Source organism: Aequorivita sinensis, from assembly GCF_006346335.1.
Taxonomy (GTDB): domain Bacteria; phylum Bacteroidota; class Bacteroidia; order Flavobacteriales; family Flavobacteriaceae; genus Aequorivita; species Aequorivita sinensis.
The window spans coordinates 78,878-105,635 of record NZ_VDMC01000003.1 but is presented as its reverse complement, the minus strand read 5'-3'; the positions used below and the strand labels follow the sequence as shown (position 1 = coordinate 105,635).

Annotated in this window: 23 protein-coding genes and 1 pseudogene; 7 read left to right on the top strand and 17 right to left on the bottom strand. The window is 34.9% G+C overall.

What is annotated here, in order from left to right; genetic code table 11:
- Position 1: 1 nt before the first annotated feature.
- The 15 genes from FHP04_RS06190 to FHP04_RS06120 all read right to left on the bottom strand — a co-directional run bounded on the left by FHP04_RS06190 (position 2) and on the right by FHP04_RS06120 (position 18,729).
- A complete protein-coding gene (locus FHP04_RS06190; RefSeq protein ID WP_139855132.1) occupies positions 2-952 on the bottom strand; it encodes a CdaR family protein in 951 nt (316 codons plus the stop codon).
- A gap of 25 nt (positions 953-977) precedes the next feature.
- Positions 978-1,979: a glycosyltransferase gene (locus FHP04_RS06185; RefSeq protein WP_139855131.1), complete on the bottom strand. Its 1,002-nt coding sequence runs from the start codon at positions 1,977-1,979 to the stop codon at positions 978-980.
- Between the two features lie 75 nt (positions 1,980-2,054).
- On the bottom strand, positions 2,055-6,710 hold the full coding sequence (locus FHP04_RS06180; protein ID WP_139855130.1) for a GEVED domain-containing protein: 4,656 nt from the start codon (positions 6,708-6,710) through the stop codon (positions 2,055-2,057).
- A gap of 149 nt (positions 6,711-6,859) precedes the next feature.
- Positions 6,860-7,678, bottom strand: a complete 819-nt coding sequence (locus FHP04_RS06175; RefSeq protein WP_139855129.1) for an enoyl-ACP reductase FabI — start codon at positions 7,676-7,678, stop codon at positions 6,860-6,862.
- Between the two features lie 81 nt (positions 7,679-7,759).
- Positions 7,760-9,412, bottom strand: a complete 1,653-nt coding sequence (gene recN / locus FHP04_RS06170; protein ID WP_139855128.1) for a DNA repair protein RecN — start codon at positions 9,410-9,412, stop codon at positions 7,760-7,762.
- 104 nt (positions 9,413-9,516) lie between these two features.
- Entirely contained in the window at positions 9,517-10,407 is an 891-nt protein-coding gene (porD, locus tag FHP04_RS06165) for a type IX secretion system protein PorD (RefSeq protein WP_139855127.1), read from the bottom strand.
- Positions 10,400-11,626, bottom strand: coding sequence for a bifunctional phosphopantothenoylcysteine decarboxylase/phosphopantothenate--cysteine ligase CoaBC (coaBC, locus tag FHP04_RS06160; protein ID WP_139855126.1), 1,227 nt, complete (start codon positions 11,624-11,626; stop codon positions 10,400-10,402). Before coaBC ends, porD begins: the two co-directional genes overlap by 8 nt.
- Positions 11,627-11,703: 77 nt before the next feature.
- Positions 11,704-12,033 carry a DNA-directed RNA polymerase subunit omega gene (locus FHP04_RS06155; RefSeq protein WP_139855125.1) on the bottom strand — a complete coding sequence of 110 codons (330 nt, stop codon included), beginning with the start codon at positions 12,031-12,033 and terminating at the stop codon, positions 11,704-11,706.
- Between the two features lie 10 nt (positions 12,034-12,043).
- Positions 12,044-12,853 carry an outer membrane protein assembly factor BamD gene (locus tag FHP04_RS06150; protein WP_139855124.1) on the bottom strand — a complete coding sequence of 270 codons (810 nt, stop codon included), beginning with the start codon at positions 12,851-12,853 and terminating at the stop codon, positions 12,044-12,046.
- A 138-nt stretch (positions 12,854-12,991) separates the two neighbouring features.
- A complete protein-coding gene (gene dapA, locus FHP04_RS06145; protein ID WP_139855123.1) occupies positions 12,992-13,867 on the bottom strand; it encodes a 4-hydroxy-tetrahydrodipicolinate synthase in 876 nt (291 codons plus the stop codon).
- Positions 13,868-13,904: 37 nt separating this feature from the next.
- Positions 13,905-14,444 (bottom strand): DUF6913 domain-containing protein, encoded by a 540-nt coding sequence (locus tag FHP04_RS06140; protein ID WP_158319121.1) that lies wholly within the window; start codon positions 14,442-14,444, stop codon positions 13,905-13,907.
- Between the two features lie 111 nt (positions 14,445-14,555).
- Positions 14,556-16,553 (bottom strand): NAD-dependent DNA ligase LigA, encoded by a 1,998-nt coding sequence (gene ligA / locus FHP04_RS06135; RefSeq protein WP_139855121.1) that lies wholly within the window; start codon positions 16,551-16,553, stop codon positions 14,556-14,558.
- A gap of 129 nt (positions 16,554-16,682) precedes the next feature.
- On the bottom strand, positions 16,683-17,273 hold the full coding sequence (locus tag FHP04_RS06130; protein WP_139855120.1) for an LOG family protein: 591 nt from the start codon (positions 17,271-17,273) through the stop codon (positions 16,683-16,685).
- A 62-nt stretch (positions 17,274-17,335) separates the two neighbouring features.
- Positions 17,336-18,193, bottom strand: coding sequence for a peptide chain release factor N(5)-glutamine methyltransferase (gene prmC / locus FHP04_RS06125; RefSeq protein WP_139855119.1), 858 nt, complete (start codon positions 18,191-18,193; stop codon positions 17,336-17,338).
- Between the two features lie 50 nt (positions 18,194-18,243).
- A complete protein-coding gene (locus tag FHP04_RS06120; RefSeq protein ID WP_139855118.1) occupies positions 18,244-18,729 on the bottom strand; it encodes a GNAT family N-acetyltransferase in 486 nt (161 codons plus the stop codon).
- 28 nt (positions 18,730-18,757) lie between these two features.
- Between FHP04_RS06120 and ribD the strand changes: the two genes are divergently transcribed.
- The 7 genes and pseudogenes from ribD (at position 18,758) to FHP04_RS06085 (ending at position 24,891) form a co-directional block, all read left to right on the top strand.
- Positions 18,758-19,807 carry a bifunctional diaminohydroxyphosphoribosylaminopyrimidine deaminase/5-amino-6-(5-phosphoribosylamino)uracil reductase RibD gene (gene ribD, locus FHP04_RS06115; RefSeq protein WP_179951774.1) on the top strand — a complete coding sequence of 350 codons (1,050 nt, stop codon included), beginning with the start codon at positions 18,758-18,760 and terminating at the stop codon, positions 19,805-19,807.
- On the top strand, positions 19,804-20,676 hold the full coding sequence (locus FHP04_RS06110; protein ID WP_139855117.1) for a DMT family transporter: 873 nt from the start codon (positions 19,804-19,806) through the stop codon (positions 20,674-20,676). Before ribD ends, FHP04_RS06110 begins: the two co-directional genes overlap by 4 nt.
- Before the next feature lie 22 nt (positions 20,677-20,698).
- Positions 20,699-21,325: an IMPACT family protein gene (locus FHP04_RS06105; RefSeq protein WP_139855116.1), complete on the top strand. Its 627-nt coding sequence runs from the start codon at positions 20,699-20,701 to the stop codon at positions 21,323-21,325.
- A gap of 696 nt (positions 21,326-22,021) precedes the next feature.
- The gene (dnaA, locus tag FHP04_RS06100; RefSeq protein WP_139855115.1) at positions 22,022-23,449 is read left to right on the top strand and encodes a chromosomal replication initiator protein DnaA; all 1,428 of its coding nucleotides are present in this window, start codon (positions 22,022-22,024) and stop codon (positions 23,447-23,449) included.
- An 88-nt stretch (positions 23,450-23,537) separates the two neighbouring features.
- Entirely contained in the window at positions 23,538-23,972 is a 435-nt protein-coding gene (locus FHP04_RS06095) for a low molecular weight protein-tyrosine-phosphatase (RefSeq protein ID WP_139855288.1), read from the top strand.
- Positions 23,973-24,067: 95 nt separating this feature from the next.
- A pseudogene (locus FHP04_RS14825) lies at positions 24,068-24,169 on the top strand (hypothetical protein); the annotation flags it as partial.
- Positions 24,170-24,177: 8 nt separating this feature from the next.
- Positions 24,178-24,891, top strand: coding sequence for an SAM-dependent methyltransferase (locus FHP04_RS06085; RefSeq protein WP_139855113.1), 714 nt, complete (start codon positions 24,178-24,180; stop codon positions 24,889-24,891).
- Between the two features lie 7 nt (positions 24,892-24,898).
- Here FHP04_RS06085 and FHP04_RS06080 read toward each other — a convergent pair whose 3' ends face one another.
- Positions 24,899-25,549, bottom strand: a complete 651-nt coding sequence (locus FHP04_RS06080) for a peptidoglycan-binding protein LysM (RefSeq protein ID WP_139855112.1) — start codon at positions 25,547-25,549, stop codon at positions 24,899-24,901.
- 160 nt (positions 25,550-25,709) lie between these two features.
- On the bottom strand, positions 25,710-26,753 hold the full coding sequence (gene mltG / locus FHP04_RS06075; protein WP_139855111.1) for an endolytic transglycosylase MltG: 1,044 nt from the start codon (positions 26,751-26,753) through the stop codon (positions 25,710-25,712).
- Positions 26,754-26,758 lie beyond the last annotated feature (5 nt).

The following is a 26,758-nucleotide window of genomic DNA, read 5'->3' as shown; positions in this document are numbered from 1 at the left end:
TTTATTTTACGATTAAAAGATCAATTTTTTTAGGTTCGAAAACTATATTGTAAATATTTTCAGGTTTAGATTCTAAAAATGGAATCATAAATTTTCCCTCTTTATTCATTTTTGAATAGTCGCAAACAACCCTAAAATTATCTTTAGTGAGATCGGCAAACTCATCTACAGAAACGTCAAATTTTAGTGTGATTGTAGAGGGTACTAATTTAATTTCAATATTAGGCGGTAGATTTACAATTTCTACCGGTAATGTAAATTCTCCTTGTGAAAATTCTGCTACTTTGAGATTTGCAGTAACCTCTTGAGGCTTAATAGCAATAACATCCTTTGATGGTTTACTTATAGCTACTTTTCTTGAAATATTTCTATCTACATTTTTAATTTCAATATGCTCTGTCTCAACGTATTTTATTTCACTTATAAGCTTTTTAGGTCCAGATATTAACACCGAATCGGGCGTAAATCTTAATGAATCAACGGCTTTAAATCCGTTTTTATACGAAATAGACTTTAAAGCTTTAATTGGAACGCTTTTAAGTACAATTGGGTCTAGTTGGACTTTTAAGTCTTCAATGGAGAGGTTTTTGATAGCTCTGCTACTTCCAAATTTTAATCCTATTAACCCTATGAGGTTCTTGTTAGGTATTTCGAAATTAAACTCATTGTTGTCTAGGTAATCTTCGATATTTATTTCTATTGAAGGCTTCTTAACTTTATAATACAATATTTCGAATCCATTTGCTGTAAGATCAAAATCAATATCTCGAACTGTATTTTCTGATAAAGCTGTAGTCTCTGGAATATTTGAATATTCAATTTTGGTATTTAGTGAAGCCGTAAACTCTCTGCTGAACTTTGTAAAAACCCAAAATATGGTTGCTAAGGTTAAAAAAAGTAAAAAACGCTTAACTTTTTTTTTATTAAGGTTTCTAAAAATTCCCTTGAACATATTTAGTGATTATTAATTTATAAAGTTACTTAAAAAATAAAGATGGAAATTGCTCTTGTGGATTTTTATCGAGAAGTCCAATAAAAATACTCGATTTTAAAAAAGCTAAACCATACCCAAAAAACTGAATAAAGACTGCTACTACAGATAAAACACCAATATAAACACTTTTATTTTTAATAGATGAGTCAACCAATATTAATACAAGATAACCTACTAGTGGTACACCAAGATAAGGAGATAAAAACAGCGACCCCAAGATTGACGCTATAGTAAATAACACAAATAAAGTTGGAAACCAAAAGGTGATTTTCGCCGATGAAGGATGCCACTTGCTCAGTATTGGTCTTACCATACCGAATTTCTTAACCTGAATATGAAATTTTTTCCAAGAAATCCTTCTTTTGTGATACACATATGCATTAGGAAGAAAAACAGTTTTGTAGCCAGCTTTTAAAATTCGTTGTGATAAATCAGGATCTTCACCTGGATGAATTTTACCGTACCCTCCTGTTTTCTCAAAAACCTCCTTTGAAATTCCCATATTAAAACTCCTAGGTTCAAAAGAGTTTACACTTACTTCACTACCTCTTATTCCTCCCGTTGTAAAAAAGGATGTCATGGTGTAATTAATAGCTTTTTGCAGTGGTGTAAAACTTTGGTGCGCTGCATCGGCACCCCCGAAGCAATGGTAAAATGAATTTTTTAAGAATTCATCAACGGCGGTAATGTAATGCGTCGGTAATAAACAATCGGAATCTAGTATTATAAAATAATTTCCTTTAGCTCTTTGCATACCGTAATTTCGAGATTCTCCAGGGCCAGAGTTTTCTTTAAAGTAGTATGAAATATGGAGTTTATCTGAAAACTCATCAACCACCTCTTCCGATGTTATTGTAGATCCATCTTCTACTATTACAATTTCAAAATCACCTGAGTAATCAAGTCCAACTAAACTATTCAATAGCTCTCTAACCTCCTGAGGGCGGTTAAATACAGGTATAACAAATGAGTATTTTAACAACATGTGGCAAAGTTACTCAAATAAAAAAAACCACCCGCTTTCGCAGGTGGTCTTTAAATAAAATTAAACTATTAAAACTTAATTTTTAATAACCCTGTAAGATCCAGTTTGTCCATTAGCAGTTACTCGCATAATGTACGTACCAGTACTAAGGCTTGAAACATCTAATTGTGATGTCGTAGCATTAATTTGGGCATCAATCACTCTTTGTCCTAACATATTGAAAAGAGCAACAGACTCAATGTTGTCTACGCTGTTCATATTCAATATTGTGGTAGTTGGATTCGGATAGAAAGAGAAACCTTCAATAGTATTGTCAGCAATACCTAAGTTGGTTCCATCAATTACTATATCAGTTTCAGCACCATTATTTAATACAAAAACATAGTATGCTTGACCTGCAACAGTATTAATAGATGCAGAAGTACCTGGAGCACATTGGTTAGTATTTTGGTCTACCAATGTAAGATCAGTCTCTACTGCATTTTCGTTAGGTGCAGTATAGAAGGTTACTGAGCTTGCTCCTCCTGGAGTTACGATGGTTGCAGTTGCAGTTCCATCTCCAGTTGGCACAAAGTTATACCATACACCGTTTGCTCCTGTAAGATCACATCCATTAGGATTACCATCCTCTGTTGTAGCTGCAGGCATATTAACCTGAGGATCTGTATAAGGGAATCCTATTTCATCTACATCAATAGAGTTAGCAATCTTATCGTTTGGTGGTGGAACTGGTGCACATGTAATATCAGCTTCCCATCCTGAATACGCAAATGACCCATCACTCATAAATACGAAGGTAAGAGCTCCACTTGGATGTGTAGATGTGAATGGTCCTGGAATAGTACTACCCCAATATCCTCCTGGAGGGAATCCACCTGTTGTACCAGGATTTCCACTAGAAATAATAGGAGCAGTTGCATCAGGTCCATCATAAACATATAATGCATCCCAATTAGCTTCTGTTTCAAAAGATAAGAAAGTTACAGTAACAACATCACCAGAAACATCAGGTACTATTGTAGTTGTAATATTTGCAGAGTTGCTATAATCTCCATTTGGACCTCCATCATCGTAGAATTTATCTCCACAAGCTGGTGGGGTTGCAAATGTAACAGGTCCTGCATGAGTACTCAAGCCATCTACGGTTCCACAGTCTGCAACAACGTAGAAGTCATAATTCATTCCACTAGTTAAACCTGTAGCAGTTGCAGAAGTTGTCCCTGAAGGAGTAGTACCTGTAACCACTGGTGTATCTGTAGTTGGATTTGCTCCAGCATCAAAAATGTACCAGATATAACCATTACTAGCATTTGGTTCGCCAGTCCAAGATAAATCTACAGACGTTGGAGTAATGTTAGTTACTGTAAGGAATGTTGGTTCAGGACAAGTAGGTGGATCTAAAGTCTCTCCTACAGATGCCCAAGCAACTTGAGTAGTAGCTGCAGTAGTTACGATAGGACCAATTAAAGTTGTCATACCTGTACTTAAATCTACTGAACGCCATTCTGCTTGAAATGTATCACCATTAAAAGCAGCCATATAAACTGTGTCAGTTGTAGGATCCCATGCCATACCTTGTCCAAAATTCGCAACAAACCCAATATTACCAATCGGTGTTGATGCTGCAGTTGCAAGGTCTACTGAGTGGAAAGTATCAGTAACTAGATCATACGTGTACCCTACTCCATTACCGTCAATTGCAAGAGCAATCGGAAGGTCTGCAGCTGGCATATTCATAGCTCCAACCAATGTAGCGGTAACTGCTACTGGGTCTACAGTATAAAGGCTATTTCCTGCAAGCGCATAGAGGATTCCAGAAGTTTGGTCGAATTCCATTCCAACCCAGTCTCCAGGAATATTACCTAGCGCAGTATAAATACCTGTAACAACATCGAAAGAGAAGAAATCACCTCCGTTGTCTAGTACGTATCCTGTTGTTGGATTTGCAGGATCGATTGCACCCGCATTTTCAAAATTAACTGTTACTGGAGATGACCCAAAAACTTCAGTATTCTGAGGCGTCGCTACTCCAAAACCTATTAATTCTAGGTTTCCATTATTAATACCGTATACGGTAGTTAATGGACCTGGTCCACCACCGCCACCAATTGGCTCACAAGTACCCTCAAAGCTATATACACCTTCTAGTGTTGAATCAATTACAAATCCTCCACCTAGACCATCGTCATAAGCTTCTCCATATCCAATAACTCCAGCAGTAGAATTTTCCCAAAAAGTATTACTTCCGTCTGTTGGCTCAAGGGATAAACCTATCCAATAAGTAGTATCTGCACCATTTTGTCCAGGTAAATCAACATCAGCTATATCAAGTACTACACTCCAAGCATCAAATCCAAAGTTACTTCCAATAACTGTTTGGGAATCTGGAACTAAGTTTGTTTGCGAAGTAATTAATGCTCCAGGAGCGCCAGAACCATCGTCTGCGTAAATAAACACATCAACATTATCAGCATTAACACCAGAACCTTGAGCTCCAATAAATGCTGTTATTGTAATTGACTCTAAAGTCATATTCTCACCATCAGCAACAGTTAAGTCATTAGCCGCAATTCTGCCTAAGTTTTTCAGGAAACTCTTACCATTTTCAAGACCATTACTCGGACCTGTAGTAACACAAGGACCTCCTGTTCCGCCGCCGCCAATTGGCTCACAAGTACCATCGAAGGTATATACACCTTCTAATGTTGAATCAATTACATATCCTCCACCTAGACCATCGTCATAAGCTTCCCCATATCCAATAACTCCAGCAGTAGAATTTTCCCAAAAAGTATTACTCCCGTCTGTTGGCTCAAGGGATAAACCTATCCAATAAGTAGTATCTGCACCATTTTGTCCAGGCAGATCAACATCAGCTATATCAAGTACCACACTCCAAGCATCAAATCCAAAGTTACTTCCAATAACTGTTTGTGAATCTGGAACTAAGTTTGTTTGCGAAGTAATTAATGCTCCAGGAGCGCCAGAACCATCGTCTGCGTAAATAAATACATCAACATTATCAGCATTAACTCCAGAACCTTGAGCTCCAATAAATGCTGTTATTGTAATTGACTCTAAAGTCATATTCTCACCGTCAACGACAGTTAAGTCATGAGCAACAATACGTCCTAAATTTTTAAGGAAACTCTTTCCGTTTTCAAAACCGTTACTCGGGCCTGTAGTAGCACAAGGACCTCCTGTTCCACCACCACCTGCAGCAGTTACATTAATAGTATAGTCTTCGGCTTGTCCATAGCTTGAACCTGGATCACATGAATCTGGTGCATAACTAGGTAAGAATTTCTTTATAACTCGCATTCTAGTTGGACCTTCAAGAACCCCAGCTGGCACATCAATAGTCCCTGTGGCTTGTTGTCCGTCTGTACCATTAGAACCAACTATAGTCCCTATTTCATATCTTTCACTGGCATTATCCAAAATGCCGTCTTGATTCCAATCTATAAATACAGTAAAACTATTTGTAAAACTTCCACCTGTATTACCTTCTAAGGCAATTGGATAAGACATTCCTTCTTCCATATCACCGCTAATTGCAGTAAAATCTTCATGTGCAGGAGATCCATCAATCGTAGCATCGGAAACATTACTAATTCCTGCTACCTCGACTAAGGTAATAGGCTCTACACCATTGTTAAATTCTAATGGTCCACAATATGGAGCAGGAAAAGATCCTCCTCCTCCACCAGAAAGAACTTCAACTTCCCATCCACAAGTATTTACTACTGAAGTGGCATAAAACTCAAAAGTTAAAGCACCAGTTGTAGATGTAAATACAGCTGATCCATTTGCAGCTATCATCCCTGCAAGCTCATCTGTATCGCTATTTAAGTTGCTATCGTAAATTTGAGGTGAACTTGTGTCTGGACCATCATAAATATTTAAGTAATCAAAATTTCCAAATACTCTAAACGATAAAAATTCTACAGAAAGATCAGCACCTGTCAATGTAGTAACTGTAGCACAACCACAGTTAGGATAATCACCAGGATCTCCTGAGGAGGTAGTAGAACAATCACCACCCGGTCCTCCAGTCGTACCATCAGATGGGTCATAAAAGAAATCCCCTGGTACTACTGCAAAAGTTTCAGTTGCACCTGCAGTAGGTACAATTTGAGATAAAACTCTGTTTTGAGTCGCTTGATTTTGAACGTTAAAATTAGGAGTACTTCTTTGCTGTGCAGCAGCTTCAGCAGCTAAGATCTCTGCTTGCTCTAAAGATGTAAGGCCAATAGCGTTTTGATATCTCGGATTATTGCCAACATAGCCATTTGCAATGGCCTGTTCTGAAAGTGTAAGTGGCGCATCCGATATTCTTGCAGAATTACCGTTATTAGAAGATCTTTGGTAAAATGGATTCGTGTTTACCGTACCATTTAATCTTGATAATTCTAAAAGACTATTCGGTGCATCAGAACTGATATTTGAGTTTACACCTCTTACACTATTTGTAGTGCTATTTTGAGCTTTAAAATAGGAACGCAACATTTGCTGCTCCTCTGTCGTAAAATGATCGGAAATAGAACCATTATACTTCCCGACATTATTATACCTTACCAACAAATCCTGTATGGAGGAGTTGGATTTTTTCTGGACTTCTGTCTTCGTGGTACCGGTAACGGTCGTCGAAGTAGAAGGCTGAGTAACCTGGGCATTCATCGTAAGCGCAAGCAAGCCGATGAAGCACCCAATGAGAGTACTTTTCTTCATAATTTGATAAGTATTTAGTTAATAATACTTTAAATGTATTTAAAATATTGTTAACAAACAAAAGATACAATAACAAATTTGATGACAAAAAGAATATCCTGTACAGTAAATTGCACAGGATTGATGATTTCGTTAAAAATTTAGAATTTTTATTTCTCTTCAACAAAAGCTTCCATTACGGCATCGCTTACTCCCATATTAGAGAAACCACCATCGTTATACAAGTTCTGTAAGGTTACTCTTTTAGTAAGATCGCTAAACATTGCTACCGTATAATTTGCACAGTCAAGAGCAGTTGCATTTCCTAATGGCGACATTTTATCAGCATAGCTCATAAAGCCATCAAAACCTTTTACTCCCTGTCCAGCTGTAGTTGGAGTAGGAGATTGAGAAATTGTGTTTACACGCACCTTTTTATCACGCCCAAAGAAATACCCAAAACTACGCGCAATACTCTCTAAATACGCTTTATTGTCGGCCATATCATTATAGTCTGGAAACACACGCTGGGATGCCATATAGGTTAGCGCAATAATACTACCCCACTCATTCATAGCATCTTTCTGATATAACACTTGCATAGTTTTATGAAATGAACCGGCCGAAATATCCCATCCTTTATGCGTAAAGTCGTAATTCTGATTTGTATAATGGTTACCTTTTCGAACGTTTACCGACATCCCTATTGAATGCAATACGAAATCTAATTTACCGCCTAAAATTTCAGTTGCCTTAGTAACTAGATTCTCAAGGTCTTCCAAGTTTGTTGCATCTGCTGGAATAACCTCAGAATTTGTTTTTTCAGCAAGTTCTTTTATTTGGCCCATACGCAGAGCGATAGGCGCGTTAGTAAGCACAAAGCTCCCACCTTCTTCATGTACGCGCTCAGCAGTTTTCCATGCTATAGAATTTTCGTCAAGAGCTCCAAAGATGATTCCACGCTTTCCTTTAAGTAAATTATAAGACATATTTTAAATGTTAATAGTTATCAATATATAATAGTGTAATGCTAATATAAAAGTACACACTTTGAATCGTAAAGATACATTTTAATTCAATAATTCTTTGGCATTAGCCATCGCTGCTTCGGTTACTTTTTTGCCACCAAGCATTTGGGCAATTTCTACAATTCGTTCATCTGTATTTAATACCTTAAGATGAGTAGTTGTTATATTTTTTACATCTTCCTTGTAAATCTTAATATGCTGTTCACCTTTTGCTGCTATTTGCGGTAAATGCGTAATACTAATCAACTGCATTTTATCACCCATATTTCGCATTATAACTGCCATTTTATTAGCTACTTCTCCCGAAACTCCAGTATCTATCTCATCAAAAACAATGGTTGGCAGTTTTTTATATGATGCTAGTACTGCTTTTATTGCAAGCATTATTCTACTCATTTCACCACCTGAAGCAACTTTTCTCAAGGGGCCAAATGCTAAACCTTTATTTGCAGTAAACAACAACTGTAATGAATCGGTCCCACTCCCTTTAAAAGTTTCTGAAGCCACAAGCTCAAATTTAAATTGTGCATTCGGCAAACCTAAAGGAACTAGTGTTTCTTCAAGCTTTTTCTTTAAAACCGGAATAGCCTTTTCTCTTTTACTATGGAGCGAATTTGCAGTTTGTAAAGCTTTAGATCGAAGCGTAGATATTTGCTTTTCTAAGTCTTCAATTTCAGCATCTAATCCTAAAGTCGTATTTACTTTTTCTTCAAGATTTTTTTCTATCACAATTAATTCTGCGACCGTAGCAACAGCGTGTTTTTGCTGAAGTTTATATAGTGTTTGTAATTTTTCATTTATCCTAAAAAGTTCTTCAGGATTAGCTTCAATTTTTTCTGAAGTATTTGCTGCTTCAGCTCCTATATCTTCAAGTTCGAGAATAACGCTGTTTAAACGCTCCCATAAACTTTCAAATGATGTTGAATACTCTTTAATTTTTCCTAATACTACTCGAGCTTCTTTAGCTGTAGAAATTGAACCAATTTGCTCTTGGTCTAACAACTGATTAACAGTAATAAACGCTTCTTGAATAGATTCGGCATTATTAAGAGTTTCGTACTCTTCTTCCAATTCTGCTTGATCGATTTTATCAAGCCCTGCTTGCTGTAATTCGTTATAGAGAAAACTATTGTAATCTAATTCTTTAGCAGCTTCTTCCTTTTGGTGTTTTAGCACCGTTAGTTTTTCTGAAACTTTTTTATAGTCTGAAAACTGTGATTGGTAAGTGTTTAATAATTCATCATTTCCAGCCAAAGCATCTATCACCTCCATCTGAAAACTTTCAGAAACCACTTCTAAAGTTTCGTGTTGACTATGAATATCTATTAAATATGGTGATAAGGCCTGAAGTTGAGATAAAGCCACTGGAGTATCATTGACAAATGCTCTTGATTTACCACTAGGCAAAATCTCTCTTCGAATAATAGTATGAGAGTCGTAATCTAAATCATTTTCTTCAAAAATGGATTGTAAGTCATAATTTTCAACTGAAAAATGACCTTCAATTATACATTTTTTTGAAGAATCTTTTATGTTGCTTAAATCTGCTCTTTTACCAAGAAGCATGGCTAAAGCACCTAGAAGTATCGACTTTCCTGCTCCAGTTTCACCAGTTATAATAGTTAATCCCTTTTGAAGATCTACACGTATATCTTCAATAAGCGCATAGTTTTTTATGGCAAGGGTAGTTAACATATTTTAAATGTATGACATTAAAATTAAGTAGTGAGAAGTTAAGAGGTTAGATTAAGTAAGAACTAATATTCTCGCGTTTAACCGTATGTAGTTTAACGTTGAAGTTAATACTTAATCTCAGACCAATTGCTGCGTTTTGTAGGGGCAAGTCTATTTAAGTTTTCTACTAGTTTAGTAATATCAACTTTTGGACCTCCACTGAAAACAGCTTGAATTTCATCGGTTTTTGCATCAAAGAAAGTACGAACTAAATACGAATTTGGACGTCTATCGCTAATTCCTTTTAATCTATTAATAGCATCGGCTATAACTTTTTTCCCTTCTAATTGATTAGACTCCATTTTATCCATTCCTTCACGGTGATACATATACATTGCATCGTGAAAATCTTTATAAACAGAAGATAATAAAGCATCGTTATAACTATATCTTGTTTGGTTACCATCAGTAGCTTTCCATCCAGAATAACTACTAGAAGCTGCAGTACTCGTTATTTGTTTAGCGATTTCAAAATAAGGCTTTCCTCCTTCAGGGCTAAACGTATCGGCATCAAGCCCGATTACTGTATAAACGTGAAATGCAATAACCGAAATAAGGTTAGAATCGAATGAGTTAAGATTAAGCGCTAATGGTTCAAATTCCTTATATCTAAAAGAAACCTGCTTGTCGTAATAGTTGTAAACAGGACTGTCATAAGTAGATCCATAAACAGGTCTTGAAGATTGTATTTGAAGTGTTCCACTAAAAGTCTCACCTTCGTAACTATTGATCACCAAGGTCATATTACAATCAATTCTTTCTTGGTTTTTATAAACTTTATCTGTCCATTTTGTATTGTTTATAAACTCAAGTAATTGACTCTGTAGTGTGCTAAAAACCTGAAGGTTTGGTTGTCCTGTTTTTTCAGCATCAACAGTTACCGTACAATTTAATTCTTGCGCAGTTGCAGGAACTATAATTGCGGTGCATAGTATAAAAAATAATAGTTTACGCATGGATGTTTTCTATAATATATTCTAAAATATCTTTAGCTACTTCTTTTTTAGGTTTAACAGGGAAAGGCAACATTTTATTGTCTTTAGCTATTAAAGTAACTTTATTGGTGTCCGATTTAAAACCAGCACCTTTATCTCGTAGCGAATTTAGCACAATTAAATCTAAATTCTTTTTTTTGAGTTTCGATTTTGCATTTTCTTCTTCGTTTTGAGTTTCCAATGCAAATCCAACTAGAAATTGCTTTTTCTTAATCGCACCAAGTGAAGCAAGTATGTCTTTTGTTTTTGTAAGTTCTATTGTAAGATTATCCGTTTTCTTTTTAATCTTTTCTGAAGAAACTTCTGCGGGTCTGTAATCTGCAACTGCTGCACTTAGTATTGCGATATCACTTGTATCAAAATATTTGTGAGCCGCTTGATACATTTCTTCTGCCGAAGTAATACGAATTAATTTTACAAAATCATTCTCCAGCTTTAATGCAGATGGTCCAGAAATCAGAACAACCTCAGCACCTAATTCCGCTGCTGTTTCGGCAATGGAATACCCCATTTTCCCGCTAGAGTGATTTCCTATAAATCGAACAGGATCAATAGCTTCATAGGTTGGACCTGCAGTGATTAAAATGTTCTTACCCCGAAGTGGAAGCTTTCCAAGAATATCATTTTCTAAGAAAGAAACAATGTCTTCAGGCTCTGCCATTCTTCCTTGACCTACTAACCCACTCGCAAGTTCACCAAAAGCCGCAGGAATCTGAATATTCCCAAAACTTTCTAATTTTTCAAAAGTTTGATTTGTAGTTGGATGCTGATACATATCCAAATCCATTGCCGGAGCGTAATAGACAGGACATTTTGCAGAAAGATAGCAAGCGAGTAACAAATTATCGCAGCCTCCATTTGCCATTTTAGAAAGTGTATTTGCAGTAGCTGGTGCAATCAACATCAAGTCTGCCCAAAGTGCTAACTCAACGTGGTTATTCCACTGTGCTTCACGATTGCTTTCGGTGTCAGTTTCTTCATTTGTAAAAGAAGAAAACACTTCGTTTTTAGAAAGCGTGGCAAGCGTTAAAGGTGTAACAAATTCTTTTGCAGAAGAAGTCATTACTACTTTTACGTTAGCTCCCTTTTTCACAAGAAGCCTAACTAAAAAAGCTGCTTTGTACGCGGCAATCCCGCCGGTAATGCCAAGCAAGATATTTTTCCGGTTCAAAACAGACATTATCTAATTTTTCAGATTATAAATATATAGCTCAAAGCTAAAATAATTTTCAACTTTGAGCTATTTCTTTTACACTTTTACTCTACTACTTCATCAGCAGTATTTCTGTAGTAAATTTTATTTTCTAACCATTCCTGCACTGCTAAAGCGTGTGGTTTTGGCAATCTTTCGTAGAATTTTGAAACCTCTATTTGTTCTTTGTTTTCAAAAATCTCCTCTAAACTATCGTTATAAGTTGCAAACTCATCTAGTTTTTCTAAAAGCTCTTTCTTAATATCGCCGTTTATTTGCGTAGCTCTTTTCGAAATAATAGAAATAGCTTCGTAAATGTTGTTTGTTGGAGCATCAATTAAGTTTTTGTCTAAAGTGACAGTGTTAACAGGTGCTTCTGAGTTTTTAATATCCATAGTAAATTAATTAAATAGTAGGTGTTGTTTCTTCGGTTACAGTTCTGCGCTCTATATCTTCATATATTTCAACAGCTTCAGAGGCTAAATCTGTATCCTTGTAATATTTCATAAAATTTTTATAGTGCCCTTTTGCAATATCTAATCGCTCTTGTACCAAACTTGGAATACTATTTATTGCAAGTTTATAAGCTGAAACGAAACGATTAAAAAATGCTTCTCTTCTATAAATAGATCCAGGATTATCTGTTATAAAGTTATCGAAAGCTTCAATTGCAGACTTGTAATCCTCTACATGTAGATATTGTGCTGCAGTTTTGAATTCTTTTTTCTCAAGTTTTTCACGCAATTCGGCAACAAGTTCGTTAGCCTCCATTCTCTTATCAGAGTTTGGATATGTGTTTATAAACTCCTGAAGTTTTTCCAACCCTTTATGAGTGTCTCTTTGGTCTAATGAAAACCTAGGTGAAAGTTCGTAAAAACTTTTTGCCGATTTAAACGATGCAACCTCAACACTATCACTTTGTGGATAAGCTTGGGTAAAACGCTCAAACTGATAACCAGCAAGGTAATAATCTTCTAAGTTGTAATACGTATTTGCATAGATAAACATTAGTTTTTCACCTTGTGGTTTACCTCTATATAACGGAACAATTTGTTCCATCAATTTTAAACCTTTACGGTATTTACCCATTTGATAGAGCGAATCTGCAAAAGCGTATTTCTTACCAATATCATCCTTACGCAACACCTCTTGGTATTGGCTACAAGATGAAAGTAAAATTGTAAGACAAAGTATTATAAAAAAAGGTAATCTCATGGGCTTAAAAAACATCGTGCAAAAATAGGCAATTAAACGGGATTCAACAAAACTTATTATTACGCTAAATTATTGCCCTAAAAGCTATTATTTGCACACCTTTTGAAAAATTTAACGCAATACCGAATTCTTAGAGTACTAGAAATCCTGAACGAAAGAATCTATTTTGGCTCTCAATCCATCACTTACACCAACTAGGGGTAGCCTTACAGTATCATTACAAATTCCTAATTTTTGGAATACAGCTTTAATTCCAGCTGGGTTTCCTTCTGCAAAAATATAATCGATTGCAGGAGTAATTTTATAGTGAATTTCATAAGCTTCATCTACTTTTTTATCAAGACCAAGCTTCACCATTTTTGAAAATTCTTTTGGAAATCCTTCTCCTATAACCGATATAACTCCAGCACCACCAGCAAGCACCATAGGCAAGGTAATCATATCGTCGCCAGAAATAACTAAGAAATCTTTTGGGCAGCCAGAAATCAATTTCATAGCCTGAACAATATCTCCCGCAGCTTCTTTAATCGCCACAATTTTATCAAAATCATTCGCCAAACGAACTACAGTCTCAGGCAACATATTTGATGCTGTTCTACCAGGAACATTATATAAAATCACAGGAAGTGGAGCTTCTTTTGCTATGGCAGCAAAATGCTGATAAATTCCTTCCTGCGTTGGTTTGTTGTAAAAAGGAGACACTGAAAGTATTGCAGTAAAAGCAGAAAGATCACGTTTATTCATTTCAGCAATAACCTCTTTAGTGTTGTTACCTCCAATGCCTATTACCAAAGGAAGTCTTCCGTTATTTATAGAAACTACGGTATCAATAACCAACTGCTTCTCTTCTTTAGACAAGGTCGCACTTTCTGCTGTAGTTCCAAGAACTACTAAGTAATCGATACCATTATCAATATTGAAGTTTACTACATTTTTAAGTCCTTCTACATCAACCGAAAAATCACTCTTAAATGGGGTGATTAACGCAACTCCAGTCCCTATTAATTCTTTCATTTTAGTGTTTTATTATTTATTAAGATTACAGTGCAACCTATATTTTTTTTAAGATTTTTAAATATTTAGTTACCTCAGCTTTAAAGTCAGCTTTATTTTTCGGATCTACAGCCAACATCAAGTCAAAAAGTCTTTCATCTGCTCCATTAAATCCTATTTTAAATTTTGCTTTGCTTTGTGCAATTAAGGCATCTAAAAAATCATTTTCCGTATTTGTAAACCCAATTAATACATCAAAATCGAAATCGAGAAATTCTCTAGCTATTTGATTATTAATATCACCTCTCCAGTTAAACTCTTTATTCGTAATTTGGTTTTGCCTTAATGTAGGTAGCTTTTTTCGGGTCTCCATAAAAGTAAAGACCCTAATATCTTTTCTTTGCAAACCAAGGGAGACTCCAAGATCATAAAATCTTTCAAAGTCGTCAAAATAAGACTCATCAACCAGAAAACCTAAAGACTTTAAAGGCGTATTTCTTTGAGAAAAATCGCGTGATTCTAAGCTTTTTGCAGTTTGATTTTTTAAAGATTTAAGTTTGATTTTTTTCAGCATTGAAAGCATAATTTTGCCTCTCAAAAATAATATATTTAAGGATTATTAGACCTTCAAATTGAAATTCATTTTTGAAGTTTTTAATTCCAATTTTAACATGGTTTATTTATGAAAACTTTTAATCTATATTTCCTACTAAAAGCCAATCATTTCAAGAAAATTGTCTTCAGAGATAATTGCCACACCTAAGCTTTCAGCTTTGGTTCTTTTACTAGGTCCCATATTGTCTCCTGCTACTACAAAATTTGTTTTAGAAGAGATAGAACTTGAAATTTTCCCTCCATTATCTTCAATTAGCTTTTTGAGCTCATTACGAGAAACCTTTGTAAAGACGCCAGAAACCACAAAAACCTGTCCGTTTAAAGTGTCTGTTTGATTGGCAAGTTCGTCGGCAGAAATCTCTAGCTGAACGCCGTAGCTTTTCAATCTTTCAATGATAGTAAGGTTTTCTTCTGAAGCGAAAAACGACACTACACTTTGAGCAATACGCTCTCCAATTTCATCTACAGTAACTAAATCTGTTTCCGAAGCATTAATTAGAGCATCAATCGTTTTGTAGTGTTTTGCTAGTTTTTTAGCCACTGTTTCTCCAACGTAACGAATTCCTAAGCCAAAAAGAACCCTTTCAAAAGGTATTTGTTTTGAAGCTTCAATCCCGTTTACAATATTCTCGGCACTTTTTTGCGCCATTCGCTCTAACGGAATAATTTGTTCAGATTTTAAAAGATATAGATCGGCGTAGTTATTTATCAATCCATTGTTTACCAACAATGCAACCGTTTCGCCTCCTAATCCTTCTATATCCATCGCTTTTCGCGAGATAAAATGTTGAATTCTACCAATAATTTGAGGCGGGCAACCTTCAGCATTAGGACAATAATGTTGCGCCTCACCTTCTGTACGCACTAACGGTGTACTACATTCTGGACACTCACTTATATATTGAGTGGGCTGCGAATTAGGGTCTCTTTGCGTAAAATCTACTCCAATAATCTTCGGAATAATCTCTCCTCCTTTTTCTACAAAAACCGTATCGCGCTCTCGAACATCGAGTTTTTCAATCTGATCTGCATTGTGAAGCGAAGCTCTTTTTACAATAGTTCCAGCCAATTCAACCGCCTCTAAGTTTGCAACTGGAGTAATTGCTCCCGTTCGCCCAACTTGATAGGTGATTTGATTTAAAACCGTGGAAACCTGCTCTGCTTTAAATTTATAAGCCATTGCCCAACGTGGAGATTTTGCTGTATAACCCAGCTCTTCTTGTTGTTGAAGGTTGTTAACTTTTACAACAACCCCATCTGTTTCATAAGGTAATTCGTGGCGATGGATATCCCAATAATTAACAAAAGCCAAGACCTCATCCAAACTTTTTGCCAGTTTGGCTTCAGTTGGCACTTTAAAACCCCACTGTCTTGCTTTTTCTAAACTCTCAAATTGGGTTTTTATAGGAAGCCTTACCCCCACTAAACTATACAACAAACATTCTAACGGACGTTTTGCCACTTCGGCACTATCTTGAAGTTTTAAACTACCCGATGCGGTGTTTCGTGGATTTCTATAAGGTTCTTCTCCTGCTTCTACTCTTTCGGCATTCATCTTTGTAAAACCTTCAAAAGGCAAAACAATTTCACCTCGAATATCAAATAATGGCGGATAATCTCCTTTTAATTGTAAAGGAACAGAACGTATGGTTTTTACATTTGCCGTAACATCATCCCCCTGAAAACCATCACCACGAGTAACAGCTTTTACAAGCTTACCATCTTCATAAGTAAGACTTATTGAAGCTCCATCGTACTTTAGCTCACAAGTGAATTCCACATTGCCATCCACCATTTTTTCAATACGCTTTTCCCAATCCTCTAAATCTTCTTTTGAATAAGAATTATCCAAAGAATACATTCTGAAAGTATGCGGAATGGTTTTAAAATTTTTAGTGATTTCACCACCAACTCTTAATGTTGGCGAATTTGGATCGTGAAATTCTGGATGTGCTTTTTCTAAATCTTGAAGTTGTTTCAGTTTTTGATCAAATTCAAAATCGGTAATAGTTGGATTATCAAGCACGTAGTAGTTGTAGTTATGCTCTCTTAACTCGTTTCGAAGCGATGTAATTTGCTGTTCAATATTCATAGAACAAATATAAAACTAAAGCACTATTATAAAAGAGAAGAGACCTATTTTACACATCGAAAAAAGCAAAACTCTTCTAATTCATTCATAAAACCTTAAATTAAAGAACAACTTTGATATAGACAATCCCTACGTTCTATCTTCATTCAACCATTTTGGCTGATCTGTAGGCTTAAATTTCTCCATTTTATTAAGAAGTTGCTGAGGATTAGAATCTACTAAAAGCAAATTGTAATTATCCATAGAAAGGAATCCTTTACGCACCATGGTTTCCAGCATTTTTACAAGATCGTTGTAAAAACCATTGACATTTAATAACCCAATTGGTTTTGAATGCAAACCAAGCTGAAGCCAAGTAATAATTTCAAAAAGCTCTTCTAAAGTTCCCATTCCTCCAGGTAGTGCAATAAAACCATCGCTATTTTCCTGCATTTTTAATTTGCGTTGATGCATATTATCGGTAGTTATGAGCTCAGTAAGTCCTAGGTGAACAACTTCCTTTTTCTTTAAAAAGTTTGGAATTATCCCCATTACCTTTCCTTTGTTATCCAAAACGCTTTTTGCTATAACTCCCATCACGCCAATCTTCGCAGCTCCATATACCAATGTTATATTTCTTTCAACGAATATTTTTCCTAGTTTTTCAGCAGCAGCAGTTATTGCAAGATCATTACCTTCACTGCTTCCACAGAAAACACATATTTTTTCAAGTTTATTCATAATCAAATCTCTTTGCTCGGTTATAATGGCTTTTTGCGCTAAAGCATCGAATTCTAAGTAGACTACTTAAAACACTTCATCATGCGATCTTTCCCAAAAATGTCCTTTTTCACCTCTATTTTTTTAAATCCTTCATCCTTTAAAAGCTGTATCATTTCATCAGCAAGGTACTCATTAATCTCGAAAAATAGTTTTCCGCCAGGCTTTAAATGTATTTTTGCTAAGCGTGAAATTGATCTATAAAACAGCAATGGATCACTGTTAGTCACATATAACGCAGAATCCGGCTCATGCCTTAAAACATTTTCCTGCATCATTTCTTTTTCCAATTCCCGCACATAAGGTGGATTGGAAACTATAATATCGTAATGTTCTGGAAGTGCTGTTACTTTTATAATATCGGTTTGAAAAAAATCAACCTTTACATTATTAATTTCTGCATTCTCAGTTGCGACCTGTATTGCCTTTTCTGAAATATCCAAAGCAGACACTTTAGCATTTGAAAGGTTTTTAGCCAAAGAAACAGCAATACAACCACTCCCTGTGCCTATGTCAAGTATAGAAGTGGGTTCAGAATGCTGAGTGGTGGTTTTATGATTAGAAATTATATAATCTATTAACTCCTCTGTTTCTGGACGGGGAATTAATGTATATTTATTCACTTTAAATGGAAGTCCATAAAATTCTGTTTCTCCTATTATATATTGAATAGGCTCGTGATTATTAAGTTTAAAAAGCGCAATTTGAAACTTATCATAATCGTTTGCTGAGACTTCTGTTTCGGGATTTAAAGCAATATTAACCCGAGAAAGATTAAGGTATTCTTCAGAAAGTATATAAAAAAAAGATTGAATTTCTTCCGAAGGATAAAGTCCTGAAAGTTGTTCGTGAAAGTAATTTTTTAATTCTGAAATTTTCAAAAGCTGTCTTAATTTTTACTTGAAATTGAATTTTGATAATTATATGGAATTTACAACGATTTCAACATATGTACTTGACAAGAATAATGTCCCGTATCCCCCATTCTAGCCTCAATATATTCAAATCCCGATTGTTTGTAAAGTTTCTGAGCTTGGGTCATATATTCCATAGTTTCGAGATATATTTCCTCATAACCAAAATCCCGCGCTTTTGACAAACATACTTCCATCATTTGCTTCCCAATACCTCTTCCTCTTGCTTCGGGTAAAAAATACATTTTTTGAAGTTCACAAACGTTTCCGTCAAAATTATCCAATTTAGCAATTCCCGCGCCTCCAATTACTTTATTATTTACTTCAACTACAAAATATGCAGTTTTGGGTTTGTTATAGGTTTCATACATACAATCTAAAGCAGTATCAGCATAGGCGGTACCAACTTTTGGCACGTTGAAATCCTCCAAAATAGCACGTATTACTTTGGCAATTTGAAGATTATCACTCTTTTTAATAAGTCGGATAATTGGTGTGTTCATTCTAATTAAAACCTTGTATTTTTACGCTGTGAAGATACACGAAAAATATATGTTGCGATGTATACAACTCGCTAAAAACGGACTAGGAACCACCTATCCAAATCCGTTAGTGGGAAGCGTTGTTGTACACAATAATAAGATTATTGGCGAAGGCTGGCATTATCAAGCAGGACAACCACACGCTGAAGTTAACGCCTTAAAAAGCATAGAAAATCGAGAATTCTTAAAAGATGCTACAATATATGTAAGTCTAGAGCCTTGCAGTCATTTTGGAAAAACTCCACCCTGCGCCAATCTAATAATTGAATCTGGGATTAAAAAAGTTGTAATTGGGAGCTTAGACCCTAACCCTCAAGTTGCCGGCCGTGGAATTAAAAGACTTATAGAAGCTGGATGCGAAGTGATTGTTGGAATTTTAGACAAGGAATGTAACGAACTTAACAAGCGGTTTTTTACGTTTCACACCAAAAAAAGACCTTATATTTTCTTGAAGTGGGCGCAAACAACGGATGGCTTTATCGCCCCAAAGAGCGAAACACGAAATGAAAAAAAACCAGTCTGGATTACAAATAAATTTTCACGACAAATTGTGCATAAAATGCGAGCTGAAGAACAGGCAATTTTAGTCGGCACTAATACTGTTTTAGAAGACAATCCAACACTCACAGTAAGAGATTGGCATGGCAAAAATCCAGTGCGAGTTATTATCGATAGAACCTTAAAAATTTCGCCAGATGTTTCAGTTTTTGATGCGAATGTAAAAACTATTGTTTTTAACAATAAAGAGAGCAAAATTTCAGATAATATTGAATTTGAGAAATTAGATTTCAAAAAGAATATCCCACAACAAATCTGTAATGTTCTTTTCAGAAACAATATTCAATCTGTAATCATTGAAGGAGGTTCAAATACCTTACAAGCATTCATCGACGCGTCACTTTGGGATGAAGCGTATGTTTTTACAGGAAACAACACTTTTAGCGAAGGAATAAAGGCCCCTCTTTTTAAAGGTGATATTTCTTCGGAAAAAATGATAAAGGAAGATACATTAAGAATATTTAAAAACCCTAGCATTTGATAGCGCTTCTCTTTAGCATACTTTCTTCCACAATGATTTTTGTGGTTTTTAAGCTTTTTTCACGTTTTAAAATCAATACTTTTCAAGCCCTTACGTTTAATTATGTTACTGCTTGTATCTGCGGAATTATCCTTCAAAAAAATTCAATAAAATTTTCTGAAGTACCACAATTTGAATGGTTTCCATTTGCCCTTGGTTTAGGTGGATTATTTATTTTGGTTTTCAACCTAATGGCGATAACAACACAACGCAGTGGACTTTCGGTGGTTTCAGTAGCTACAAAAATGAGTGTAGTTATCCCAATTCTATTCGGGTTATTATATTATAAAGAAAGTCTTGGGTTTTTTAAAATTATTGGAATTATCCTCGCTTTAGTTGCTGTGTACCTAGCTTCTATTAAAACTAAAGATGGAATTAAAATAAAATTATCAAATTTTATTTTTCCTGTTCTGGTATTTTTAGGGAGTGGCACCATAGACACAACTATCAAATATTTAGAAGGCGAGTTTATTGCTAAAAACGATATCCCAATATTTTCAGCAACAATTTATGCCATGGCAGGCCTTATTGGATTTGCAATACTAATATTTCAATTAGTTAAAGGAAGTTTTAAGTTTGAATTTAAAAACCTATTTGGTGGAATTGCTTTAGGTATTCCAAACTACTTTTCCGTTTACTTTCTAGTTGAAGCACTACGCAGCAATATACTTGAAAGCTCTGGAGTTTTTACTGTAAATAACGTTGCGATTGTAATGACTTCAACAATGTTAGGTATTTTACTTTTTAAGGAAAAGTTATTGAGAAAAAACTGGATTGGAATTGGGTTGGCTGTGCTAAGTATATTATTTATAGCTTTGGAAAAATGGTAGTTTAAAAATTAAAAACACACTTTTGGAAACGGAAAAAGACACATATAAAACCATTTTAAAACCATCGGAAGAAGTTCTTTACAAAGAGAAAGGAAGTAAGTTTTTTGGCTATGCTTTTCCTGTTACTTCAGAAGAAATAATTAAAGAGCATTTAGAAGATCTTAAAAAGCAACACTACAGTGCACGACATTGGTGTTATGCTTGGCAGTTAGGCAAAAGCTACGAACATTATCGCGCAAATGATGATGGGGAACCTTCAAATAGCGCTGGAATGCCAATATACGGTCAATTGCAATCTTTTGATGTTACTAATATATTGGTGGTAGTTGTGCGCTATTTTGGCGGAACAAAGCTTGGGGTGGGCGGATTAATACAAGCGTATAAAACTACTGCGCAAATGGCATTAGAAACTTGCCGAATTCACACTAAAACTATAGACGAAATCTTTTTTGTACAATGTGAATATCCTGAAATGAATACTGTAATGCGAATTTTAAAAGACGAAAACATCAAAATCGTAAATCAGAAACTTGAACTGAATTGTGAGTTCGAAATTTCTGTTAGAAAAAAAGATGCAGATAGAATTTTTGAACTTTTTGAAAATACATACAAAGTAAAAATCATCAAGGAAGAAGATAAACAAGAATAGTATCAGAAAAACTAATATCTGATATTACATTTGATGATTTTTAAATTAAGGCGTCTTAAAATAACCGATAAAATTATTGCACTTTTCAACAACCTTTATCAACAATTTAAAGTTTAAACATCCAATTGTAGATTTCAAAAACCTGCTTAAATTTTAATGCTTCTTTTTTTAAAATCACGAATTAAATTTATCAATTTTAAAACAGTTTAGATTGATTATAAATTTCAAAAATTAATTGAAAACAGAAACTTTATTTTTTCAGGAAAAAGAAATTAATTTCGAATAATTTTTCCGCAAAATATGTTTAACAATTGCCTGAAAAACATAAACAGTTATCGCGCTTATAACCAGCAATTTAAAACAAATCCCACTGCTTATAAGTCTTTCCGTTTAGTTCTATTAAAACCTAAAACTTATCTAAGTAAAATAAAACAAGCAACTAATTAATTTTTTAATAGCGCTTTCTTATTTTTACAACTGCCTTCTTGCAAATATGTGAGTGTTTGATAAAAGTTTTTTGTAGCTTTATCGAAAGTGGAGTATGACGAAAAAAATTGAATATTTCAACCCCAAAGTGGTTTTTTTTATAACTATTTTGTTCACATATTTGCACTGTTAGGAAATAGGTCGGAAACTCTCCATCCGTTATTTTTTAGCCACATCTAAAATTAAAAATAAATTATTCAAGATTAAATTATGAGCAAGACTGCGGAATCGGTTTGGAATAACTGCTTGGCTTTTATAGAAGACAACATTTCTTCTCAAGCATATAAAACATGGTTCGAACCAATTAAAGCCGTTAAATTAGCTGACTGCTCTCTCAGCATACAAGTGCCAAGTAAGTTTTTTTACGAATGGCTAGAAGAGCACTATGTGAAAATTTTAAAAGTTGCTCTTACCAAAGAATTAGGTAAGAACGCCAAGTTGGTTTATATAATCCGTATGGAAAATACATATGGCAATAAGCAACCCTTTACTGAAAAAATTCCTAGTGCCAACCGCAGCAATTTACGATCACAAGAAATTGATGTACCATTAAAAAATAAAAGTCCTGAATTAAAAAATCCATTTGTAATTCCTGGAATTAGAAATGTTAAGATTGAATCTCAATTAAATCCTAATTACAACTTTGAAAACTTCCTAGAAGGAGAGTCTAATCGTTTGGCACGCTCTGCAGGTTTAGCAGTAGCAAACAAACCAGGAGGAACATCGTTTAACCCACTGTTGATATTTGGAGGGGTAGGTTTAGGAAAAACTCACTTAGCACACGCTATTGGTGTTGACATAAAAGATAAATATCCAGAAAAAACTGTTCTGTATATATCTGCTGAAAAATTCACACAACAATATATAGAATCTGTTACTAAAAATAATAGAAACGACTTTATTCACTTCTATCAAATAATAGATGTATTAATAGTTGACGACATTCAACTGCTTTCGGGTAAAGCTGGAACTCAAGATGTTTTCTTCCATATTTTCAATCATTTACACCAAAATGGAAAGCAGGTTATTTTAACAAGTGATAAGGCACCTGTAGATATGATTGATATCGAACAGCGATTACTATCACGCTTTAAGTGGGGATTATCTGCAGAATTAAATCACCCAGATTACGCCACAAGAATTGCAATTATAAAGAGTAAATTATACCGTGATGGTGTTGATATGCCTGAAGACATTATAGAGTTTTTGGCAAACAACATTAAAACCAACATACGTGAACTTGAAGGGGCTATTATTTCTTTAATTGCTCATTCATCATTCAACAAAAAAGAAATTACAATTGATCTTGCTCGTAAGATTGTTGACAACTATGTGAAACACACCAAGCGTGAAGTTTCTATAGAGTACATTCAAAAAGTAGTTAGTGATTATTTCCAAATGGATGTAAGCACGCTTCAGTCTAAAACACGAAAAAGACATATTGTACAAGCTAGACAATTAGCGATGTTCTTTGCTAAAAAACTAACCAAAGCATCACTAGCTTCTATCGGCTCACAAATAGGTCAGCGAGATCACGCAACTGTATTACACGCATGTAAAACTGTTGATAATCTTTCTAGCACCGATAAGCAGTTCCGTAAGTATGTTGAAGATCTAAACAAAAAGTTGACTTTATAATTTAGTTCTCATTTAGAATTAAGCAAATAATCGTTTACTTTATTTTACAAATCTTTAAATTTTCATTTTGGCAAAAACAAAAGTTTTAATGGTATGTCTAGGCAATATTTGCCGGTCTCCTTTAGCCGAAGGCATTTTAAAATCTAAAGTTGATTCGTCAAAGGTAATTGTAGACTCAGCAGGTACTGGTAGCTGGCATGTAGGTAGTAAACCAGACAGCAGAAGTATTGCAGTTGCTAAAAAAAATAATTTAGACATAACCGATCAACGCGGAAGACAATTCAGCCTTAATGATTTTGATGAGTTTGACCACATATACGTTATGGATAATTCCAACAAAGAAAACGTGTTGGATCTTGCGAAAAATGTCGAGCATAGAAGTAAGGTAAAACTTATTTTAAACGAAATATTCCCTGGAGAAAATGTAGATGTTCCAGATCCCTATTACGGAGGAGATTCAGGCTTTGATAATGTTTACAAAATGCTAGATGAAGCTTGCGAAGTAATTGCTAATAAACTTTAATAGACGCTTCAAGCCTCTTAGTAGTTATTAATATTTAACGATAATAATTAATAACACTCAATCTTACCTAATTTGAAGAAAACGTACTTTCTGACAATAAGAAAATGAACATATCAAGTTTGAATTCTGGCATATACCTCAGGAAAATAACTTCTGAAAAAGAACAAGCTGTTGTCATAAAATTAATAACTCAATAATAACAATAATGAGGCCCGAAAAAGGAAAACTTTACCTTATACCCTGCCCTTTAGGCGACGTACCACCTTTAGCTGTGCTTCCAGCATCAGTACAAACTACTATTGAAAAAATAGACCATTATATTGTAGAGCATCAAAAAAATGCTAGGAGGTTTATAAAAAGTATTTCCCCAGAGAAAGAACAATCTTCATTAAAGCTTCAAGAAATAAACAAATTCACTCAGCCTGAAGAAATTCCCGCTATGCTGAATCCCTGTTTAGAAGGATTTGATGTGGGAGTTATAAGCGATGCTGGTTGTCCTGGTATTGCCGATCCTGGTGCAAGAGCGGTTCATTACGCTCACGAGAATGGTATAAAAGTAGTGCCTCTTGTAGGACCATCTTCCATTTTACTTGCAATGATGGCAAGTGGTTTTAACGGACAAAACTTCACCTTCAATGGATATTTGCCTATCGAAAAAAGTGAAAGAAAATCTGAATTAAAACGTCTAGAAAAGCTATCTAAAGACTTCGATCAATCACAGCTTTTTATTGAAACGCCATATCGTAACAACCAGATGCTTCAAAGCTTGATAGACATCTTAAATCCACAAACTAGAATATGTGTTGCTTGTGACATTACTTTGCCTTCGGAGTACATTAAAACAGCTCCAGCGAGTGTTTGGAAAAAAATAAAGGTGGACCTTCATAAAAGACCCACCCTATTTATCATTCACGGATAGTGTTTAATTACATTATCCTTGGTTTTCTATTAGGCACAATATGTGAAGTATCATAGCCTGAAAACTTTCGCAAGTAGTAACGGATGGAAGTGCCATTAGCATCTTCAAAACCATCTGCACCGCCACTTCTAAGGAACTTCTTTACATTTCCAGCACCTGCTAAATGCGCTGCCGCTAAGATACCAGATTCTGTAACTTTAACCCCTCCTACTACTTTGCCAACAGTTCGTTTAATATCTTTACGTAAAATCCACTTGTTTAAAGAAGTGTAAGCCATAAAAGCTGCTTCTTGTTGACGAGTGTTATAAAGAAAGTTATCAGCATCTCTAAGTCCCATCATTTTCAGGGTGTTTTTTGAAAACTGATACTTTCCCATATACCCATAAGGGTTAACTACATGATAATCTCCTCTTGATTCTTTAAAACCAAGAGCTTCTTTAAATCCTAAATAAGATTTTCCTAAGAATAAATAATACTTAGGTTTCAGAGGAGCGTCTAACGGAATTAGCTCGTCTTCTGTGGGCACATTGTAGTTCAACTCCATACCTTCAGTACTAAAAACTGAAAAATCGTAGTTGCTTTCATTTGCATTAAAACCTGTCCCTACTATTACGGTAACAACAAGTAAAGTGATAATAAAATAATATCTTTTTTTCATTCATTCTAAAATTCGGGTGTATTGCTACACCTTCTTTTGAGGGCGCAAAGATAAGACTTTTTTTAAAAACCTGATTTACAAGATGTTAATTAATTGTGAAAGAAAGATAAACCTCTATTTCTAGAGGGTTAAGAAGGCAAATAAATTTAAACGTGAATAATTAACGATTTAGACCTTGACTATTTACCCAACGAACATATTGTGCTTTATTCGCATTGTGTTGGGCTAGATTTTTTGCAAACTTATGATAGCCAAAATTAGTAACATCGGCCACAAAGTAATAATAATCGTGTTGCTCCGGATTTAAAACAGCATCAATCGAAGAAATATCAGGCATTGCAATAGGACCTGGCGGAACTCCTGCATATTTATAGGTGTTATATGGCGAATCAAGTTCTAAATCTTTATACAGCACACGTTTAATCACTTGATCATAATCATTTGTCTCCCGTTTTAAAGCATATATAACCGTAGGATCCGCTTGAAGTAACATCCCCACTTTTAATCGATTAAGATAAACCCCTGCCACTCTAGGGCGTTCATCTACTTTTGCAGTTTCTTTTTGAACAATTGCTGCCAAAGACATTACCTGCTCCTTTGTGAGGTTTTGTTTTTTAGCCTTTTCAATTCGTGAATCACTCCAAAAACGTTCGTATTCTTTTTTCATTCGTTCGCGAAAAGTCTCTGCTGAAGTGTTCCAGTAAAATTCATAGGTATTAGGAATATAAAGCGAAAGCGCTGTATCATCATTTAATCCAACTTCTTTTAAAAATTCAGGATCACGCATAGCCGTAATAAGTGAAGTGCTATCCGCTTCAATTTGTCTAGAAATGTGTCCTGCCAAATTTTCCAATCGTTCCTGGTTATTGAATTTTATATTTATAGGAATATTTTTACTTCTAAGAGTATTTACAATATCGTTATTGCTCATTCCTTTTCTAATAATAAAATGACCAGCTTTAATACTAGAAGAATATTGTTTTCTATCTGCTATAGCTAAAAACGAATCTGGATTATCTATTAGCGGTTCTAATTCATCAATTACATCATGAATAGTAGCATTGGTTGGAATATATACGTGAGCTTCATTATTGTTGAATGCTGTATTTGGAGTAAAAGCTGTATTGTAAACATACCAAGCAAATCCGCCCATGGCAACGGCACCTAATAATACTATAGCTATTAATATTTTTTTAATGTACATTTTAT

What these genes read in the sequence shown, in the direction of transcription:
- FHP04_RS06190 (WP_139855132.1), bottom strand. Translation starts at nt 952, where the DNA reads ATGTTCAAGGGAATTTTTAGAAACCTTAATAAAAAAAAAGTTAAGCGT.
- FHP04_RS06185 (WP_139855131.1), bottom strand. Translation starts at nt 1,979, where the DNA reads ATGTTGTTAAAATACTCATTTGTTATACCTGTATTTAACCGCCCTCAG.
- FHP04_RS06180 (WP_139855130.1), bottom strand. Translation starts at nt 6,710, where the DNA reads ATGAAGAAAAGTACTCTCATTGGGTGCTTCATCGGCTTGCTTGCGCTT.
- FHP04_RS06175 (WP_139855129.1), bottom strand. Translation starts at nt 7,678, where the DNA reads ATGTCTTATAATTTACTTAAAGGAAAGCGTGGAATCATCTTTGGAGCT.
- recN (WP_139855128.1), bottom strand. Translation starts at nt 9,412, where the DNA reads ATGTTAACTACCCTTGCCATAAAAAACTATGCGCTTATTGAAGATATA.
- porD (WP_139855127.1), bottom strand. Translation starts at nt 10,407, where the DNA reads ATGCGTAAACTATTATTTTTTATACTATGCACCGCAATTATAGTTCCT.
- coaBC (WP_139855126.1), bottom strand. Translation starts at nt 11,626, where the DNA reads ATGTCTGTTTTGAACCGGAAAAATATCTTGCTTGGCATTACCGGCGGG.
- FHP04_RS06155 (WP_139855125.1), bottom strand. Translation starts at nt 12,033, where the DNA reads ATGGATATTAAAAACTCAGAAGCACCTGTTAACACTGTCACTTTAGAC.
- FHP04_RS06150 (WP_139855124.1), bottom strand. Translation starts at nt 12,853, where the DNA reads ATGAGATTACCTTTTTTTATAATACTTTGTCTTACAATTTTACTTTCA.
- dapA (WP_139855123.1), bottom strand. Translation starts at nt 13,867, where the DNA reads ATGAAAGAATTAATAGGGACTGGAGTTGCGTTAATCACCCCATTTAAG.
- ligA (WP_139855121.1), bottom strand. Translation starts at nt 16,553, where the DNA reads ATGAATATTGAACAGCAAATTACATCGCTTCGAAACGAGTTAAGAGAG.
- FHP04_RS06130 (WP_139855120.1), bottom strand. Translation starts at nt 17,273, where the DNA reads ATGAATAAACTTGAAAAAATATGTGTTTTCTGTGGAAGCAGTGAAGGT.
- FHP04_RS06120 (WP_139855118.1), bottom strand. Translation starts at nt 18,729, where the DNA reads ATGAACACACCAATTATCCGACTTATTAAAAAGAGTGATAATCTTCAA.
- dnaA (WP_139855115.1), top strand. Translation starts at nt 22,022, where the DNA reads ATGAGCAAGACTGCGGAATCGGTTTGGAATAACTGCTTGGCTTTTATA.
- FHP04_RS06095 (WP_139855288.1), top strand. Translation starts at nt 23,538, where the DNA reads ATGGTATGTCTAGGCAATATTTGCCGGTCTCCTTTAGCCGAAGGCATT.
- FHP04_RS06085 (WP_139855113.1), top strand. Translation starts at nt 24,178, where the DNA reads ATGAGGCCCGAAAAAGGAAAACTTTACCTTATACCCTGCCCTTTAGGC.
- FHP04_RS06080 (WP_139855112.1), bottom strand. Translation starts at nt 25,549, where the DNA reads ATGAAAAAAAGATATTATTTTATTATCACTTTACTTGTTGTTACCGTA.
- mltG (WP_139855111.1), bottom strand. Translation starts at nt 26,753, where the DNA reads ATGTACATTAAAAAAATATTAATAGCTATAGTATTATTAGGTGCCGTT.